General features: G+C 62.3%; 17 protein-coding genes. 3 read left to right on the top strand and 14 right to left on the bottom strand.

Annotated features, from left to right (window positions below):
* Nucleotides 1–100 precede the first annotated feature (100 nt).
* Nucleotides 101–1,519, bottom strand: a complete 1,419-nt coding sequence (gene hemN, locus CLH61_RS06750) for an oxygen-independent coproporphyrinogen III oxidase (RefSeq protein ID WP_211289078.1) — start codon at nucleotides 1,517–1,519, stop codon at nucleotides 101–103.
* Between the two features lie 170 nt (nucleotides 1,520–1,689).
* Here hemN and CLH61_RS06745 point away from each other — a divergent pair, with 170 nt between their 5' ends.
* Both CLH61_RS06745 and CLH61_RS06740 read left to right on the top strand, forming a co-directional pair.
* On the top strand, nucleotides 1,690–3,231 hold the full coding sequence (locus tag CLH61_RS06745) for a cryptochrome/photolyase family protein (RefSeq protein ID WP_099614209.1): 1,542 nt from the start codon (nucleotides 1,690–1,692) through the stop codon (nucleotides 3,229–3,231).
* Between the two features lie 77 nt (nucleotides 3,232–3,308).
* Nucleotides 3,309–4,577 carry a type 2 periplasmic-binding domain-containing protein gene (locus CLH61_RS06740; protein ID WP_143752105.1) on the top strand — a complete coding sequence of 423 codons (1,269 nt, stop codon included), beginning with the start codon at nucleotides 3,309–3,311 and terminating at the stop codon, nucleotides 4,575–4,577.
* 18 nt (nucleotides 4,578–4,595) lie between these two features.
* On the opposite strand, the gene CLH61_RS06735 is transcribed toward CLH61_RS06740, so the two are convergent.
* Nucleotides 4,596–6,284, bottom strand: coding sequence for an HAD family hydrolase (locus CLH61_RS06735; protein WP_099613939.1), 1,689 nt, complete (start codon nucleotides 6,282–6,284; stop codon nucleotides 4,596–4,598).
* A gap of 65 nt (nucleotides 6,285–6,349) precedes the next feature.
* On the opposite strand from CLH61_RS06735, the gene CLH61_RS06730 reads away from it, so the two are divergent.
* Nucleotides 6,350–6,505 (top strand): DUF2256 domain-containing protein, encoded by a 156-nt coding sequence (locus CLH61_RS06730; RefSeq protein ID WP_099613938.1) that lies wholly within the window; start codon nucleotides 6,350–6,352, stop codon nucleotides 6,503–6,505.
* Here the strand turns inward: CLH61_RS06730 and CLH61_RS06725 are convergent.
* From CLH61_RS06725 to CLH61_RS06670, 12 genes are all read right to left on the bottom strand, one after another.
* Nucleotides 6,488–7,978 carry a complex I subunit 5 family protein gene (locus tag CLH61_RS06725; protein WP_099613937.1) on the bottom strand — a complete coding sequence of 497 codons (1,491 nt, stop codon included), beginning with the start codon at nucleotides 7,976–7,978 and terminating at the stop codon, nucleotides 6,488–6,490. The genes CLH61_RS06730 and CLH61_RS06725 overlap by 18 nt on opposite strands.
* On the bottom strand, nucleotides 7,978–9,474 hold the full coding sequence (locus CLH61_RS06720; protein WP_228152558.1) for a complex I subunit 5 family protein: 1,497 nt from the start codon (nucleotides 9,472–9,474) through the stop codon (nucleotides 7,978–7,980). Before CLH61_RS06720 ends, CLH61_RS06725 begins: the two co-directional genes overlap by 1 nt.
* On the bottom strand, nucleotides 9,471–10,940 hold the full coding sequence (locus CLH61_RS06715; RefSeq protein WP_099613936.1) for a complex I subunit 5 family protein: 1,470 nt from the start codon (nucleotides 10,938–10,940) through the stop codon (nucleotides 9,471–9,473). The genes CLH61_RS06720 and CLH61_RS06715 overlap by 4 nt, the downstream gene beginning before the upstream one ends.
* On the bottom strand, nucleotides 10,940–11,287 hold the full coding sequence (locus tag CLH61_RS06710; RefSeq protein ID WP_099613935.1) for an NADH-quinone oxidoreductase subunit K: 348 nt from the start codon (nucleotides 11,285–11,287) through the stop codon (nucleotides 10,940–10,942). Before CLH61_RS06710 ends, CLH61_RS06715 begins: the two co-directional genes overlap by 1 nt.
* On the bottom strand, nucleotides 11,284–11,985 hold the full coding sequence (locus tag CLH61_RS06705) for a Na(+)/H(+) antiporter subunit B (RefSeq protein WP_099613934.1): 702 nt from the start codon (nucleotides 11,983–11,985) through the stop codon (nucleotides 11,284–11,286). Before CLH61_RS06705 ends, CLH61_RS06710 begins: the two co-directional genes overlap by 4 nt.
* Nucleotides 11,982–12,269 (bottom strand): Na(+)/H(+) antiporter subunit B, encoded by a 288-nt coding sequence (locus CLH61_RS06700; RefSeq protein WP_099613933.1) that lies wholly within the window; start codon nucleotides 12,267–12,269, stop codon nucleotides 11,982–11,984. The genes CLH61_RS06705 and CLH61_RS06700 overlap by 4 nt, the downstream gene beginning before the upstream one ends.
* The gene (locus tag CLH61_RS06695; RefSeq protein WP_228152557.1) at nucleotides 12,262–12,582 is read right to left on the bottom strand and encodes a cation:proton antiporter; all 321 of its coding nucleotides are present in this window, start codon (nucleotides 12,580–12,582) and stop codon (nucleotides 12,262–12,264) included. Before CLH61_RS06695 ends, CLH61_RS06700 begins: the two co-directional genes overlap by 8 nt.
* A complete protein-coding gene (locus tag CLH61_RS06690) occupies nucleotides 12,579–12,905 on the bottom strand; it encodes an MrpF/PhaF family protein (protein ID WP_099613932.1) in 327 nt (108 codons plus the stop codon). Before CLH61_RS06690 ends, CLH61_RS06695 begins: the two co-directional genes overlap by 4 nt.
* Nucleotides 12,902–13,417 carry a Na+/H+ antiporter subunit E gene (locus tag CLH61_RS06685; protein WP_170003634.1) on the bottom strand — a complete coding sequence of 172 codons (516 nt, stop codon included), beginning with the start codon at nucleotides 13,415–13,417 and terminating at the stop codon, nucleotides 12,902–12,904. Before CLH61_RS06685 ends, CLH61_RS06690 begins: the two co-directional genes overlap by 4 nt.
* Nucleotides 13,418–13,558: 141 nt before the next feature.
* A complete protein-coding gene (locus CLH61_RS06680; RefSeq protein ID WP_099613930.1) occupies nucleotides 13,559–14,023 on the bottom strand; it encodes a universal stress protein in 465 nt (154 codons plus the stop codon).
* A complete protein-coding gene (locus CLH61_RS06675; protein ID WP_099613929.1) occupies nucleotides 13,995–15,614 on the bottom strand; it encodes a BCCT family transporter in 1,620 nt (539 codons plus the stop codon). The genes CLH61_RS06680 and CLH61_RS06675 overlap by 29 nt, the downstream gene beginning before the upstream one ends.
* An 88-nt stretch (nucleotides 15,615–15,702) precedes the next feature.
* Nucleotides 15,703–16,197 (bottom strand): hypothetical protein, encoded by a 495-nt coding sequence (locus tag CLH61_RS06670; RefSeq protein WP_099613928.1) that lies wholly within the window; start codon nucleotides 16,195–16,197, stop codon nucleotides 15,703–15,705.
* Nucleotides 16,198–16,273 lie beyond the last annotated feature (76 nt).

Raw genomic sequence — 16,273 nt, 5'->3', positions numbered from 1 at the left:
CCCCAGGTTCTCATTGACCATTGTCATCACTGGCTGCACCAGCGCCGCCGCAGCAACAAAAAACCCGGGCATGGCCCGGGTTGCGGCTGGCGCTGAACGCTCAGATAATCCGCGAGAAGCGCTGGCTGGCGCCTTCCTTGCGATACAGGTCGAAGATCTGGCAAATAGCACGAATCAGCAGCCGGCCAGCGGGCTGGACCTGCAGGGCGCTGCCATCGTCGGCAATCAGTTCGTCTTTCACCATCGGGCGGATTCGATGCAGCTCGTCGGCAAAGTAGCGATCAAAATCCTCGCTCCACTCGCGGGCAAACTGCTGGCGATCCAGCCGGAACTGGCAAATCAGCTGGCCAATCACCCAGCGGCGGATGCGGTCATCCCGGGTCAGGGTCACGCCCTTGGTGATCGCCAGCTGGCCGGCGTCGATGGACGCTTCCCAGGAGGGCAGATCGTGGTTGTTCTGGAAGTAGGCATCGTCGGTCTGGCCGATGGCAGACACCCCGAGGGAAACCAGGTCACACTCCGCGTGGGTGGTATAGCCCTGGAAATTCCGGTGCAACCGGCCCTCGCGCTGGGCGACCGCAAGGGTGTCGTCCGGCTTGGCAAAGTGGTCCATGCCGATGTATTCGTACCCGGCCTCAAGCAAGCGGTTGATGGTGTTGTGTAGGATGGTGAGCTTCTCCTGGGGGCTCGGCAGAGTATCCCCCTGAATCCGGGTCTGCGGGTAGAAGCGCTGCGGCAGGTGGGCATAGCTGAACACCGACAACCGGTCCGGTGACATCTCGATCACCGCTTCCAGGGTCTCGGCAAAGCTTGCCGGGGTCTGGTAGGGCAGCCCGTAGATCAGATCCAGGTTGATGGAGCGGAAGCCGATCTTGCGGGCTTCGTTCAGCACCGCCTCGGTCATTTCCCGCGGCTGAATGCGGTTGACCGCCTTCTGCACCTGCGGGTTCACATCCTGGACCCCCAGGCTGATGCGATTGAAGCCAAGCTCCCACAGGGTCGGCAAGGTATCGCTGTCCACTTCCCGCGGATCGATCTCGACACTGTAATCCCGCTCATCACCGCTTTGCAGGTTGAACAGTTCGGCGTAACCGCCCATCAGTTCCTGCATGACATCCCTTGGCAGGAAGGTCGGGGTGCCACCGCCCCAGTGCAGCTGCTGGACCGGGCGGTCAGCGCCGAACAGCCTGGACTGGATAGCGGCTTCCTTGAGAACCCGTTGTACATAAGGCAGCGCCTTGTCGCGCTTCTTGGTGATCACCTTGTTGCAGGCGCAGTAGTAACAGAGGTGAGCACAGAACGGCAGGTGGGTGTACAGCGACAGCGGACGTGCGCTGGCCTTGCTGCGTCCGGCAGCTTTCACCATGTCTTCCACCCGGTAATCCGCCGTGAACTCCACCGCGGTGGGGTAAGAGGTGTAGCGGGGACCACTCAGGTCGTACCGCCGGATCAGCGCCTCGTCCCAGATAAAGGCGGGGATGGAGGACTCATGGTCGGGAGAATTCGGGGAAGCTGCCATAATAACCAACTCTGCTCGGGCAAAATGAAAAGCGCCATTGTAGGCGGTGGGTGGCGCAACCGCCTTGATACGTGTCAGCTGCACTGCCGTAACCAGCATACCATCCCCGGCAATGAACTGCCTTCGGGCTGTTGGCGTATTCTGGCTACCACCTTTGGGAGACCTGCAACGTGCACGACCACGGTAATCTGATACTGATCCTCGGGGACCAGCTGACCCCGCACATCAGCGCACTGGCCGGCGCAGACCGGCAGCGCGACACCCTGGTGATGGCCGAGGTGCATGACGAAGCCAGCTACACCAACCATCACAGGAAGAAGCTGGTACTGCTGTTCAGTGCCATGCGGCACTTTGCCCGGGCGCTGCAGGAGGACGGCTGGCAGGTGCACTACCATGCCTACGACCCCGCCAGCGACCGTCGCAGCCTGGAGGATGTGATTCGCCGGCAGCTCGCTGTCACGGGTGCGCGCCGGGTGATTACTACCGAATGTGGCGAGTGGCGGCTGGACAACGAAATCCGCCAGTGGGCGCAACGGCTCGATGTCGCCGTAGAAATTCGCCTGGATGACCGTTTCCTGGCCAGCAAGGAGGAATTCGCAAACTGGGCAAAAGGCCGCAAACAGCTGAGAATGGAGTTCTTCTACCGGGAGATGCGGCGAAAAACCGGATTTTTGATGACACCGGACGGCACTCCCGAAGGTGGCCAATGGAACTTCGACGCTGACAACCGCAAGAAGTGGACAGGAAGGCCTCCTGCCCCCGCGCCCTTCCGGGTTGAACCGGACGCCATCACACGGGAAGTGATTGAGCTGGTCAACGGGCAGTTCGCTGGCCACTTCGGCACCACGGACGACTTCCACTTCGCCGTCACCGCAACCGATGCCCGGGCCGCGCTGGCGCATTTCATCGATTTCGCCCTGCCCTGTTTTGGCGACTTCCAGGACGCCATGTCGGAAACCGAAGACTGGCTGTTCCACTCGATCCTCTCACCCTCTATCAACTGTGGCCTGCTGGACCCGCGGGAAGTCTGCGAGGCGGCGGTCCAGGCCTGGTACGCGGGACGGGCACCGCTTAACGCGGTGGAGGGGTTCGTCCGGCAAATCATTGGCTGGCGTGAGTTTGTCCGCGGCATTTACTGGCTGCACATGCCTGGTTATGCCGCAGAAAACCGCCTCGGCTATAACCGTGACCTGCCCTGGTTCTACTGGACCGGTGACACCCGCATGCGCTGCATGCACAAAGCCATCGATGCCACCCGCCGCAACGCCTACGCCCACCACATCCAGCGTCTGATGGTCACCGGCAATTTCGCGTTGCTCGCCGGCATTCGTCCGGAGGCAATCTGTGACTGGTACCTGGCCGTCTATGCCGACGCCTACGACTGGGTCGAGCTACCCAACGTGCTGGGCATGGTCATGCACGCCGACGGCGGCTACCTTGGCTCCAAGCCCTATGCCGCCAGCGGCAAATACATCCAGCGTATGTCTGACCACTGCGCCAACTGCCACTACAAGGTGTCCCACAGCACCGAAGAGGACGCCTGCCCGTTCAACGCCCTGTACTGGCATTTCATCCATCGCCATCGTAAACAGTTCGCAGCTAACCCGCGAATGACTATGATGTACCGCAACTGGGACCGACAGACGCCGGAACGTCGGCAAGCGCTGCTGGGCCGGGCAGAGGACTTGCTCGAACGGCTGGAGCAGCTGTGAGTACTGAATGGCCTGAATGGAAGGGCCCGTCCGGCACTTCCAATCCATGGCTGCTATGCTAGGCTCTCAGAGTCTTAATGATAAGCTTTTACATGCAGAAGGACCTGGCAACAATGACATTGCGGCGTTACGCCCCGATCATCGGCATGCTTGCGCTGGCATGCGCCGACACCCGGGCTGACATCCTCAGGCTGTATACCTTCGAAGCCGCGCCGTACCAGGTCACGGAGCCAGGTTTGCCGACGGGCCCGATGGTGCGGGGAGAAACCGTCAACACGGTTGTTTGCGCCGCCGGCCAGGCCGGCTGGAATACCGAGATCCGCACCGTGCCGCAGAACCGGGCGATTCACGCCCTGCAGGGCCAGACCATTGACGGCTACTTCGCTGTTGACCGGTCAGCCATGCTGGACGAGGTGGCCACCCGCACCGACCCGATCGCCCTGGAAAAATGGTTTTTCTTCTCCAAGCTGACGCCTGCGACCGCCACTATGGGCCGCATCGGCGTGGTTGCGGGCAGCAACGAAGCCCGCTGGCTGAAGCGCCAGGGCCTTGCGGTACACATGGAAGTCTCAACAGTTGGGCAACTGCTGGCCGTGATGCAACGCAACCGCATTGATACCGGACTGGCCGATTACCAGGTGCTCATGAACAACCTCGCCCGAAACGGCGCCATTCCCGCCGACCCGCTGCACCTCCGTTTCGTCCGCTACGCGCCCCTGTACCTGTATCTGAACAACGCGTTCGCCCAGGCCAACCCGGACTTCATCAGAAACTTTAACCAGTCGATTCCCGATTGCCTGCCCGGCACCTTCACGCTGGCAGAAAATGAACGGGCCATCCTCGGGAAACGCGCTGCCGAGTTACTGCGACAATTGTCAGGTGACATCGATCTGATCGGGGCAATAGGTGCCGCACCTCACTTCGATTCCATGGCCGAGATTCTGAACCATGACAGCAAATGGCGGGCGCTCGCACCGTACCGGCCAACCCCGCTGGCGGAGCAGATCCTGGCGTTGCCGGCATCGGATGCCCTGCATCGCTGGCAGGAAGGCCAGCACGACCTTGTCACCGAAATCATGGCCATCACCCGTGATGGCACCCTGGCTGCCGCCAGCCGTTTGACTTCCGACTACTGGCAAGGTGACGAAGGCAAGTTTACCGAGGCCCTGAAGCTGGTCCCGGGCGAGGTGCACCTGACCTCTCTGCGCTATGACGCGTCGTCCTCGCGTTTCCTGGTGTTTGCCAGCCAGCCGGTGACCGACCCTGCCACCGGGCTGACGGTTGGCGTTGTCGCCCTGGCCCTGGATATCGAACACGCGCTGCGGGCGGACAGGGGCGCGCTCTGATCCCGGGGCCGACCGATCTCACGGCGGACCGATCTCACACGCCAGCACCAGCGCCCAGAACTCCGAGAAATCGTTAACCACCACATCCGGCTTGTCTGGGTGTTTGTGGGTACCGGGAAAAATCTTGTTCAGCCATAACTGATCCCATTGGGCGCCATTGAAGAACACCGAGGTGAGCCCGCCCCGCTTGGCTGCGATCACATCGGTGGTGCTGTCACCCACATACCAGACACTGGGATCCGGCGGGTAGTCCAGTTTCTGGACGGCCAGCAACAACTGGTCAGGATGGGGTTTGCGCAGCGGTGTGTCATCGCCGCACACATCCACGTCGAACAGGTCGGCCCAGCCGGTCCCCTCCACCGCGGCCAGTTCGTGCTCGAAGAACTCGCGGTCACGGTTGGTGATAACGCCAACCTGAATATGCAGCCTGCGCAGTCCCTCCAGCACCTCCCGCACTTTCGGTTCGAACGCTGCCACCGTGCCGTAATGATTGCGGTAGTGGTGATTGAATACCCGGTGTGCCATCTGCTTGGCCTCCTGGTCCTCACCGAACAGCACCTCGAAGATATCGGTGCGGGAAATCTTGCGGTCTGCCTTGACCTTGGGATGCAGCTTCGCAAATTCCCGCACATAGGCCACCAGCCGGGCGTCTTCCGGAGTCTTGCTGTCTTCCGGCATCACCATGCGATCCATCAGCCCCAGGGGGTGGAACTCCGGCAGCATGTCATCCACTGCGTGATACATGGCATCCAGGGTGTCGACCAGGGTTGCGTGCCAGTCGAACAGGATGACCGAGGGGCGGATAAGTCGCGCAATGGCCGGATGCCAGTCCGGCTCAATCCGCGGTTCCGGACGCGGCGGGGGCGGGAACGGCCGTGGCCGCACCTCTGCTGGCACTGCCCGGAAGGCCTGCGGAGCCCCCCGTTCCAGCAAGGCCAGCAGGTCCATCAGGTCCTCGAAGCTGTCGAGGATCGCCGCCGGCGCATCCCGGAAACTGAACCAACTGTCAATGCGCCCGGCATCCCAGCAGGCGCCGTTGTAGAAAATGCCGGAGATTCCCGCACGGTTGGCCGTCAGCATGTCAACATAACTGTCGCCGACGTACCAGGCCTGCTCCCCCGCCGGCAGGCCGAGCTTGTCGAGCACCTTGAGGATCACCTCGGGATCCGGCTTGTATTCGGTGACATCATCAGCACACACGGTGGCGTCGAACAGGTTCTGCCAGCGACCTTCGTCCACCGTCTGCAGTTCGCGGTCAAGGAACTCCCGGTTACGATTGGTGGAGACTGCCAGCTTGATGCCCATTTGCCGAAGCGCGCACAGGTAGTCGTAGGCGCCCGGCTGAAAGGGCTTCACCTGGCCGAAGTACTTCCGGTAGGCGGCATTGTACGCCTGGTGGGCGATAAGCCGGGCCTCCCGGTCCTCGCCGAAGATCGCATTGAAAATATCGGTGCGGGATACCCGCCGCTCCGCCAGGATCCGCGGATGCAGGCGGCGGAAAATGCGGATATAGCGCACCAGCCGGGCGTCCTCCGCCGTCCGGCACTGGTCCTCCGGCAGCAGCCGCTCCACCAGCCCCAGCTCTTCAAGCTGCGGCAGCATGTCCTCCATGGCGCTGAACATGGCATCGTGGGTGTCGACCAGGGTGCCATGCCAATCGAAGATCAGAACCGACGGCACCGGCAGGTGGTCACTGAATCGGGCCATAGACAATCCTTTGGCGTTTCAGGAACGTACAAGTCGTCACTGTCAGTAAAAACCATTTTGGTCCGATGCACAAAAAACCACACTTGCCCGAAAAAACCTGCCCGGTGTGCCAGCGCCCGTTTGCCTGGCGCAAGAAATGGGCAAAAGACTGGGACAGGGTTCGCTACTGCAGTGAACGCTGCCGACGTGGCGGAAAGGGCAAGCTAGCGCTGCCTCACTGAACGCGGTGCCACCGCGGCCATCAGTGTTGCCATCAAGATTGGCCAGATCAGACTCCAGGCCTCGCCGGTTATTGCGGTTGGCCACGTCTTTTCAGGCACAGCTCCATGCCAGGGCAGGTACCAGAACAGAATCAGGCTGCCGGCAAGCGACAATCCCCAGCCAACCCACATGGCTACAGGGTTCCTGCCGATTTTGCCGACCGCCCGCTGGAGCCAGAGGAAGCGCCAGACCAACAGCATGGTGGCCACGGCGCCGGCACTCATCAATGCCGGTAGATACGGCGCCGCCGCAAACGCGAAATGGTCAGGTTTGAGCACCTCTTTCATCGCCAGCTTGGCCACCGCACCGCTGGTAAAGGGCAGCCCCGCCAGCGATAGCCCCGGCAAGGCAACCAGCAACCACATCAACCACTGGCCAATACGGCTGCGGGGCAGCGTCATGGCGGTGGCAAGGAACAGGCTGCCTTTGGCCAGACCATGATGCAATGCGAACAGCGCCATTACCGCAAACAGGGTCACGACAACATCGGCACTGGCCAGGGCCGCGCCCACCATCAGAGTGATGAACCCCATCTGACTGATACTGGAATAGGCCAACACGGTTTTAGGCTGTTGTTGACGCAGCCCGAGTACGGCGCCGCCCAATGACCCTACCGCCCCGACAATCACCAGCAGATCGCCCCAGCCCGGAAGCGACACCTCTCCAAACGGCAGGGTTACCAGCCAGCCCAGCAACCCGGCCTTGATCATCGCACCGCTGAGTACGGCACTGGCCGGCGTCGGGGCCACCGGGTGGGCCAGCGGCAACCAGAAGTGCAAGAGTGGTAAGCCTGCCTTTACCCCGAAACCGGCCAACAGCAACAGCATGATCAACCCGCGCTGCTCGGCACCGGCAATCGTCGCTGGCAAGTCCGCCAGCAAATCACTGCCGGCCAGCTGAGCCGCCATCAGCAAACCGGCCAGGATGGCCATTTCACCCCCGACGGCCATCACGAGATAGACCCGACCGGCCCGATTGGCTTCGTCCGTGCCCTCATGCACCACCAGCCCATAAGCGGCGAACGTCATCAGGGCAAAGAAGCCATAGAAGCTGGCAATGTCTTCGGCGATGGTCAGCCCCAGATTGCCCGCCAGCGTCAGCGCCCAGAACACACAGAACCGCCGCAGATTGTCAGCCTTCAGGTAACCCTTCATATAACCAAGGGCGAACACACCAGCCGCAAGCCACAACATTGCGGTCAGCAGCAAAAAAGCCCGCCGCAGGTCATCCATGCCCCACAGGCCGCCGTGGAGCAGCCCCGGTAATGACAACAGCCACCCCGGATCGCTCAGCAGGGCGATCATCAGCGCAGGTAACGGCAGCACCGGCAAGCTATAACAATAGGCCCTCTGCAGCCCCGATCGCAGGGCCAGCAGCAATGAGGCAAAAGGCAGGGTAACGGCGAATAACACAAAGGATGCCGACTCGAACATCAGAGAGCCACCTCCCGAGCGACGATCAGTTCAACCCAGCTCAACGGGCTGACTGGCAGGTTAGCCAGGAGGCCGGCCAGAATCAGCAATACCGCGGTAATCAGCGCAGGCCAGAGTAGCCAGGCACTGGTTTCCAGACGACCCCAGCGGCGCTCTTGCGGCCAGGCCGCCTGCCGTTCGCCAAACCAGATCCGGTGCAGGATTGGTAAAAAATAGGCGGCATTGAGCAGGCTGCTGACCACCAGCACAACCACCACCCAGTCCATGCCCACCGCCAGAGCCCCGGTGCCCATGATCCACTTGGTGGTAAAGCCGGCCAACGGTGGCACCCCGATCATGCCAAACGCGCCCAGCGTAAAGGCCACCGAGGTGGCCGGCATGCGCTCGCCGGCGCCGTCCAGCTCGTCAATGCGGTGCACCCCCAGGGTTTCCGCATAGTTCCCCGCACAGAAGAACAGGGTGATCTTCATGATGCCCTGATGCACCAGGTGCACCAGCCCACCGGCGACGCCCACCGGCCCGAAAAGACACAGGCCCAGAATGATATAGGACACCTGGCTGACCGTTGAAAACGCCAGCAGTCGTTTCAGGTCGACCTGGTACAGGGCGCGGGCGGAGCCATAGATGATGGTGAACGCGGCAACCCCCGCCAGGCCGGCCAGCAGCCCCAGGTCGCTGGCCGCATCGAGCCCATAGATTTCAAGGACCACCCGGACAATACCGAACGCGCCGGCTTTCACCACCGCCACGGCATGCAGCAGGGCACTGACCGGCGCCGGCGCCACCATTGCCTGTGGCAACCAGCCATGGAGAGGCACCAGAGCGGCCTTTACTCCCAGCCCGGCCACCAGCAGCACGAAGATCAGACTCAGTGGCCCGCGCAGCGCGTCCTCCACCTCGGCAAAATAGCCCCCGGGCCGAAACGACAGGTCTCCCACCAACCCATGTAACCAGGCGATCGCCAGCAACAGCACGGCCCCGCCGCACAGGGTGTAGATGATGTAACTGCGCCCGGCCCGCAGGGCCTTGGGGGTGCCGCGGTGAACCACCAGGGGATAGGTGGAAAGCGTGAGCATTTCGTAGAACAGGAAGAACGTGAAGAGATTACCTGCCAGGGCAATGCCCATGGTGCTGGCCACACTCAGGCTGAAAAAGCCGAAAAACCGGCTGCGATTCGGGGAGCCCTCGAGATACCCCACAGCGTAGATGGTTGTCAGCAACCACAGTAATGCCGACAAGCCGGCAAACAGCATGGACAGCGCATCGGCCCGCAACACAAACCGGACACCCGGCACCATGGTAAAGGCCACTTCGTAGGCGCGCCCCTGCACAATGCCCCAGATCATCACCCCGACCAGCACCAGTTTGATAACCGCGGCACCCAGGTTGACCAGGGTCCGCAAACGGAAACTGCGCTCCGGCAAAGTGAAGATAATGACCGCAGCCAGCAGCGAGGTCATCAGCGCAAAAACCGGCAGCAGGGAAGCCAGGCTCACTGACCACCTCCTTCCCCGAAAGGCAGCACCATCACCGACAGTACCGGACCGGCTACCAGGCCCAGACCCAGCGAGAGTAACGCCAGGATCATCGGAATCACCTCCAGGCTCCGGGACGGATGGAAGAACCGGTCAGTCCCGGCACGTTCCATGAAGGAGGCCCGGTACACCCGGAACACATAGGCGGCAGACAACAGACCACCCGCCAGCAGAACCGGCAGCCACCACCATTGCCCGCTGGCCAGACTCGACTGCAGCAACAGCCACTTGGCGGCAAAACCTCCCGAGGGCGGCAGGCCCATCAGCGACACTCCCGCCAGGCCAAAGGAAAACAGAGAAAACGGCAGAAACCGGCTGACACCGGCCAGGGCATCTACCCGATTACTGCCCACCGACATGATCAGGTTGCCGGCCGCCAGGAACATGGCCGCCTTGGCCAGTGCGTGACTGATGATCTGCAAGGTGATGCCTTGTTGCGCCTGCAGGGAAACCGGCTCGGCCACGCCCCAGGTGAGCGGAAACAGCAGAAACAGATAACCAATCTGCGCCACCGAGGAGTAAGCCACCACCTGCTTCAGCTTGGCCTGCCAAAGCGCGCGCCAGCTGCCCCAGATTACGGCGATTGCCCCCAGGCCACCGATCAGTTGCGCCAGCCCATAACTGCCAAGGTATCCGCCAAGGTCAAGCCAGATCCTCGCCGCAATGTAAAAAGATGCTTTGACCACCAGTGCCGACAACAGCGCACTGACCGGTGACCTGGCAATGCCATGGGCGGGTGGCAACCAGCCATGCATGGGAAACAGCGCGGTTTTCAGGGTGAGTCCGAACAGCATGAGAAGCAGCGGCAGGGTCTGACCGGGCGCAGTACCCGCTTCGCCCAGGAGCCTGCTGACACCCGCGATGGATAACGACCCGAACTGGCCATAGATCAGTGCCACTCCCAGCAGGTATGCCAGGGAACCAAGGAGGGCTGCCATCAGATACCGTATCGCAGCACGCAGGGCAGCGGACTCGCCTCCCAGTGCCACCAGCCCTACTGCCGACAGGCTGATGAGCTCCAGACCGACATAGAGGTTGAACAGATCCCCGCCCAGCCAGACTCCGTTCAGACCGGCCCACAGAAACCAGAACAGTGGCCAGAAATACCGGTGCCAGGCTTTTGCCGGATCCAGGTAGATGCTGGCGTGCCAGCCGCAGGCCGCAGCCACCAGGGCCGTCAGCAATACGAAGGTAACCGCCAGGCCATCCACCCGCAGCTCGATGCCCAGTGGCGCCGGCCACCCGCCCAGCTGGTAGTGGAAACCACCGTCGCCTGCCACCGCCGCCCAAAGGCCCAGGGAAACCACCACCTGCACCAGGATGCCCAGCCAGCTAATCAACCGGCCGCGATTGAAGTTCACCAGCAGTGTCAGTACCGCCCAGGCCAGCGGGGTGAACAACAACCCGGCCATTAACCACGGGGTCATCAAGACCGATCCTCAGCCCGGACAACCGGCTTTGCCGTACCATGTTGCGTCGCGGCAGGCCCGGCCAGCGTGGCTTGCCCGGACAGGTGGTAGTAACGGCGAATCAGCACCACCGCCAACGCGGTGGCGGCAATTGCCACCACGATACCGGTCAGCACCAGTGCCTGGGGCACCGGGTCCGGCTCACCGTCCCGCTGAGCCAGTCCGACCATCACCAGAAACACCCCCGACCCCATCAGGTTGAAGGCCAGCAATTTGCGCAACAGGTGCGCCAGGCGGATAAAACCGAACAGACCGAGGCTGCACAACAGGACGCCCGCAAAGGCATACAGCAGTGACGGCGTCATCCTGGATCCCCCTCTTCCGGTTCCAGTGCCTGGTTGACCGGAGCCGATACAAACAGCGCCAGCAGCACCATGGCGATTGAAAAGGTCAATACGGTTTCAATGGCCAGGATCAGTGGTTTGGTAAAGGCTTTGGGGTACGCCAGAAACGCCTCACCTCCCGCGGCACTGGCCACCGCCACCAACAGGAACACGGTAAAGCCGAGGGCAAGGCCGAGCCGCAGCAATAAACCGGGACGCAGGAACGGCATGGGAATCCCGCCCAGACGCATCATCACGCCGGAGGCCGCCAGTACAGCGCCGGCCTGAAAGGCACCGCCCGGGCGATCCGAGCCCGCCCACAGCAGGTAGCCGGCCAACACCAGCATCAACGGCACAAACCAGCGTTGCAGGGCGTAGAGCAGTGAATCCGAAGTACGCAACTCCGGGTCTTCCAGGGAGGTGGTCCGCGCCATGGAGATCCCGGCAATGCCGGCAATTACCAGCACGCCAATCTCAAGCAGGGTGTCGTAGCTGCGGAAGTTCAGCAGCACTGCGGTGACGGGGTGTTCCACGCCGCTGGCGGCAAGGTTGTCTGCCAGCAAGCCGGGCAGACTCACCGGTGCCGGTGTTCCGGCAATCTGCCACACGGCCGCCGCCAGTGCGCCGGCAAAAACCAGGCAAACCGCGATAGCCAGGGCCGACGCCAGCAAGCGCATCATTCCGACTGCCCTCCCCGGCGCTCACCCGCCTGATGCCGACCGGGACGGCTGTCGCGAAGATGGCGGGCAGCATCCAGCAGCAACACTCCGGTCAGCCCACTACCGATGGCGGCTTCGGCGAGGGCAATATCCGGCGCCTGCAGGCGCACCCAGGCCAGCGTCATCAATAGTCCGAAGGCGATGAAAACCACCACCGCACGAAACAGACTCCGTGACCACAGGACAGCCAGAGCGGTGACCAGCAACGCCAGCACCAGCAAGCCATCCACCAGCCAGTCAATCATCTGCGGAGTCCTCCGCACCGGGGGCTTCCCGCCCGGCATGAACCGCCCGGGCAACCAGGTGCGCGGCAGTGGCACTGGCGGCCAGCGCTGCCGCCCAGATCAACAGGGTCTTCAGCCCGGCGAGAAACGAGGGCGCCAGGGGTAACAGGGCCAGCACAATCAAACCCAGTCCCAGGTTATCCACTTTGGTCAGGGCATGGATACGGGCCAGGGTATCAGTCAGCCGGAACAGGCCCAGGGTCCCCACCGCAAACAACAGGCAGCCCAGTATCAGCAACACCCCCTGAGCGGCAGGCATCACGGTTTCAATCATGGCGCCCTCCATTCCTTCCGCCTGGCGTCGGCGTTCCCTGAAGAGGAGCGGTCGGCCGCCTGGGGCCGGTCAATGCGCACTACCCGGGTCACAAACGCCACGTTGGCCAGCACCGACAGCACCGCCAACGTCAGCGCCACATCCTTCAGCGCTGGCAGCGGCTGGGCATAGGCCAGCACCAGCACTAACGCGACCCCCGTGGTGCCAAACAGTTGCGACGCCAGCATCCGGTCTGCCGGGGTTGGTCCCCGCCAGATCCTGACCAGCGCAATCAGCAGCGTGAGTAACAGAAAGGCACCCACGGCCTTGAGCATCAGGGTCATTGCGCGGCTCCGTCTGCGGAAGGCAACCGAAGGCCGAACGCCCGTGCTACCTGCCGCTCGGCTTCGCGCACATCCTGTTCCACGTCCATCCGGGTGTCCAGGCAATGAACGGTCAGCCGATCGCCCTCCAGCAAAGCACTCAGGGTGCCTGGCATGAGTGACAGGGTGTTGGCCAGCAACCAGCGGGGACTGCCGTCCGGGACACGGAGACTCAGGGTGATCTCACCCGGCTTGACCGGCAGCGACGGCGACAGCAACCGCCGGGCGACGTCCAGGCCGGCCACTGCAGAGCGGGACAGAAAATAGCCGGTGAACAGCAACGCCCCCAGGGGCCGCAGCCGGTAACCGGAAGGCGGGAACAGCCGAACCGACCGCCAGGCCACCAGGACCGCCACCACGACGCCAAAGCCCAGACCGGAGCGATCCCCCAGTGTAAGCACCCACCACACCAGCAACAGCAAAATACTGCGTACGATCAAGGCCACTGCGGGTAACGTTGCCACTGACGTCATCGGCCCTCCCATCCCGGCATTCAACAAGGAGCCGGTTCGCTAACTTCCTGTTACAGTTCCTGAAAGCCTAGCACAGTAACGCGGGCGCCCCGCATAAACCCTTCCGCCCCGGGCAGCACCAGCGTTCCAGACACGATCAGACTAATCGCTGGCTTCCTCCCGGGTACCCGGTTCGGTTTTATCCAGCGCCGGCAGTACCAGTACCGGGCACGGTGCGTTCACTGCAACATACTCTACTGTGGCCCGGCGCAAGGGCCAGTGACCGCCACCACCCCGGGAGACCAACAGCAGCAGGTCGGCACCGAGCTGGCCCGCCAGCCCCACCAGTTTTTCGCCGGCATTGCCGGCCACCACATGCAGGCTCGCGGTGCGGTTCAGGGGCAGGTACTTGCGCACAAGCAGATCCAGCACCTCCCGAACCTCACCCTCTTTTTGCTCCGGCGCCTCTTCCGTTACGTGGGGGAAGAACCCGCCACCGCCCGGGCTGTATACACTGGCGAGGTGGAGTTCGCCCTCCTCAGCCAGCAGCTCCATGGCGGCCTCCAGGGCGCGCTTGCCCTCGCCGTCGTCTTCCGGATCAATGGCGATCAACAGCTTCCGGTACATACTCACTCTCCTGTTTGGTTTCGGCCGACGCCTCCACTTCCGGGAAGGCTCGCCCCCGGACCAGTTCATCGACGCTGTAGCCCCGGTAGTCCGCCCGGAGTGCCCGGAACAGTGACACCGCCATGAAGATCAGCAGAATGCAGAACGGCAGGCCGAGGGATGTAATCACGTTCTGCAAGGCATCCAGCCCACCGGCAAGCAAGAGGGTGGCCGCCACCACACCCTGGGCGGCAGCCCAGAAAATGCGCTGGCGTACCAGCGACGGCTGATCGTCCCGTCGGGTCAGCATGTCGATCACCAGGGAGGCGGAGTCCGAGGACGTGGTGAAGAAGATGACAATGATCACCACACTGAGGGCGGACGCCACATCGGCCAGCGGGAATGCTTGCAGAAAGGCAAATATCGCCACCGAAGGATCCTGCTGTACCTGCTCGGCCAGCGCGACCTGGCCGTTCATCTCCACCTGGATGGCGGACAACCCGAAGATCCCGAACCACACCAGGGTAAACGCCGTCGGGGCGAACAGCACCCCTGCAACAAACTCGCGGATGGTTCGGCCCCGGGAGATCCGGGCGATGAAAATGCCGACATAGGGCGCCCAGGAGATAGTCCAGGCCCAGTAGAACAGGGTCCACTGCCGTTGCCAGTCAGACTCCCGGAAGGTCTCGGTCCAGAACGCCAGCCAGGGCAAGGCATCGAAGTAATCCCCCACGCTCTGGACCATGCCTTCGGCAATGAACACGGTTGGCCCGACGGCGAGCACGAATGCGAGCAGGACCATGGCCAGCAGGATGTTGAGCTGGGACAGCCGACGCACCCCCTTGTCCAGCCCCAGGGCCACGGATGTGGCAGCGATGCTGGCAATAACCGCAATCAGGATGACCTGAACCAGGCCGGTAGAGGGCACGCCAAACAGGTAATTCAGCCCGCTGTTGAGCTGCAGGGTCCCCAGCCCGAGTGAGGTGGCGACGCCAAACAGGGTGCCCAGCACGGCAATCACATCCACCGCCCAGCCCCAGGGTCCGAAGGCCCGCTCTCCGAGAATCGGGTAAAACAGACTGCTGATGCGCATGGGCAGGTTGTGGCGGTAGGCAAAGTAACCAATCGCCAGGCCCGGCATGGCAAAGATAGTCCAGGTATGCAGCCCGAAGTGGTAAAGCGCCACCGTCATGGCATCACTGGCGGCCCGCTCGGAGCCGGGCGAGACCCCGTCGAACGGCGGGTTGGCGAAATGGGAAACCGGTTCCGCCACACCCCAGAACATCAGGATGGTGCCGATACCGGCAGCGAACAACATAGTGAACCAGGTGAGGTTGGAATAATCCGGCCGGCTGTCGTCGCCGCCAAGCCGGATGGTGCCATAGCGGCTGACCGCCAGGCCCAGCAAGAACACCAGCAGGGAGGTGACCGCAAGGATGTAAAACCAGCCAAGATTGCGGGCCACCCAACCGGTCAGCAGGCCGAAATACTCGGCTACGGCCTGATCAAAGGGGACCGCCAGGGCAACAAACAACGTTGCCACCCCGGCAGAGGTGAAAAATACTCCCGGTATTGTCTGCAGACCCAATCGACGTTGCAGCCGTTCCAGCACGCAAGCCTCCGCATCCTGAAAATCGAAAAAGATGCTTCTCAACCTAGCACAGCTGTCAAACCGATTGGTGAACCGGGATCAATTTGCCTCAATTACTGTTTCTGTTCAGTTGCCGCTGATGCTGTAGCATCTGTTCCATCATCAACTGCATCTGGTCCATGCGCTCCTGCATGAACTGCAAACGCTGATCGGGTGACATGCCAGCGGCATTGCCCTGACGATTACCCTGGCCAGGCTGATTGTTCATCATGCCCTGCCCCTGGTTACCGCCCATCATGCCGCCGGCGCCTCCCATCATGCCCGGGCCCATCATGCCCCGGTGCATCAACTCCATCTGGTCTTCCATGGCCTCCCAGTGGTTTTCGAGGAAGCGCTGACGCTCCTCCGGTGATCCGGCCCCGGGCATCTGCTGCATGAATCCGTTCATACGCGACCAGTTCTGCTGCATTTGCTGCATCTGGTCCTGGTCCATCATCATTCCGGGACCGTGGCCCTGCCAGTTGCCCTGTTCACCGTGAGCAGACGCCCAGACAGGAGCGGCCGCAAGAATGACGCATGCTGCAAGCTTCTTGATTGAAACCATCTTCATTCTCCATCACGCGGGTTCAAAACACTCACCCCCATTTAACGCTCAAGAGCTGAATTCAAACTGAATTTCC

This window comes from Marinobacter profundi (genome assembly GCF_002744715.1).
Classification (GTDB): Bacteria; Pseudomonadota; Gammaproteobacteria; order Pseudomonadales; family Oleiphilaceae; genus Marinobacter; species Marinobacter profundi.
This window is presented reverse-complemented; position numbering and strand designations above follow the sequence as displayed.

Excerpts from the sequence above, each read along its gene's own strand:
- CLH61_RS06725 (WP_099613937.1), bottom strand. The coding sequence starts at position 7,978 with ATGTTCGAGTCGGCATCCTTTGTGTTATTCGCCGTTACCCTGCCTTTT.
- CLH61_RS06740 (WP_143752105.1), top strand. The coding sequence starts at position 3,309 with ATGATAAGCTTTTACATGCAGAAGGACCTGGCAACAATGACATTGCGG.
- CLH61_RS06735 (WP_099613939.1), bottom strand. The coding sequence starts at position 6,284 with ATGGCCCGATTCAGTGACCACCTGCCGGTGCCGTCGGTTCTGATCTTC.
- CLH61_RS06705 (WP_099613934.1), bottom strand. The coding sequence starts at position 11,985 with ATGATGCGCTTGCTGGCGTCGGCCCTGGCTATCGCGGTTTGCCTGGTT.
- CLH61_RS06690 (WP_099613932.1), bottom strand. The coding sequence starts at position 12,905 with ATGACCCTGATGCTCAAGGCCGTGGGTGCCTTTCTGTTACTCACGCTG.
- CLH61_RS06695 (WP_228152557.1), bottom strand. The coding sequence starts at position 12,582 with ATGATTGAAACCGTGATGCCTGCCGCTCAGGGGGTGTTGCTGATACTG.
- CLH61_RS06680 (WP_099613930.1), bottom strand. The coding sequence starts at position 14,023 with ATGTACCGGAAGCTGTTGATCGCCATTGATCCGGAAGACGACGGCGAG.
- CLH61_RS06715 (WP_099613936.1), bottom strand. The coding sequence starts at position 10,940 with ATGACCCCGTGGTTAATGGCCGGGTTGTTGTTCACCCCGCTGGCCTGG.
- hemN (WP_211289078.1), bottom strand. The coding sequence starts at position 1,519 with ATGGCAGCTTCCCCGAATTCTCCCGACCATGAGTCCTCCATCCCCGCC.
- CLH61_RS06685 (WP_170003634.1), bottom strand. The coding sequence starts at position 13,417 with ATGACGTCAGTGGCAACGTTACCCGCAGTGGCCTTGATCGTACGCAGT.
- CLH61_RS06670 (WP_099613928.1), bottom strand. The coding sequence starts at position 16,197 with ATGGTTTCAATCAAGAAGCTTGCAGCATGCGTCATTCTTGCGGCCGCT.
- CLH61_RS06710 (WP_099613935.1), bottom strand. The coding sequence starts at position 11,287 with ATGACGCCGTCACTGCTGTATGCCTTTGCGGGCGTCCTGTTGTGCAGC.
- CLH61_RS06730 (WP_099613938.1), top strand. The coding sequence starts at position 6,350 with ATGCACAAAAAACCACACTTGCCCGAAAAAACCTGCCCGGTGTGCCAG.
- CLH61_RS06700 (WP_099613933.1), bottom strand. The coding sequence starts at position 12,269 with ATGATTGACTGGCTGGTGGATGGCTTGCTGGTGCTGGCGTTGCTGGTC.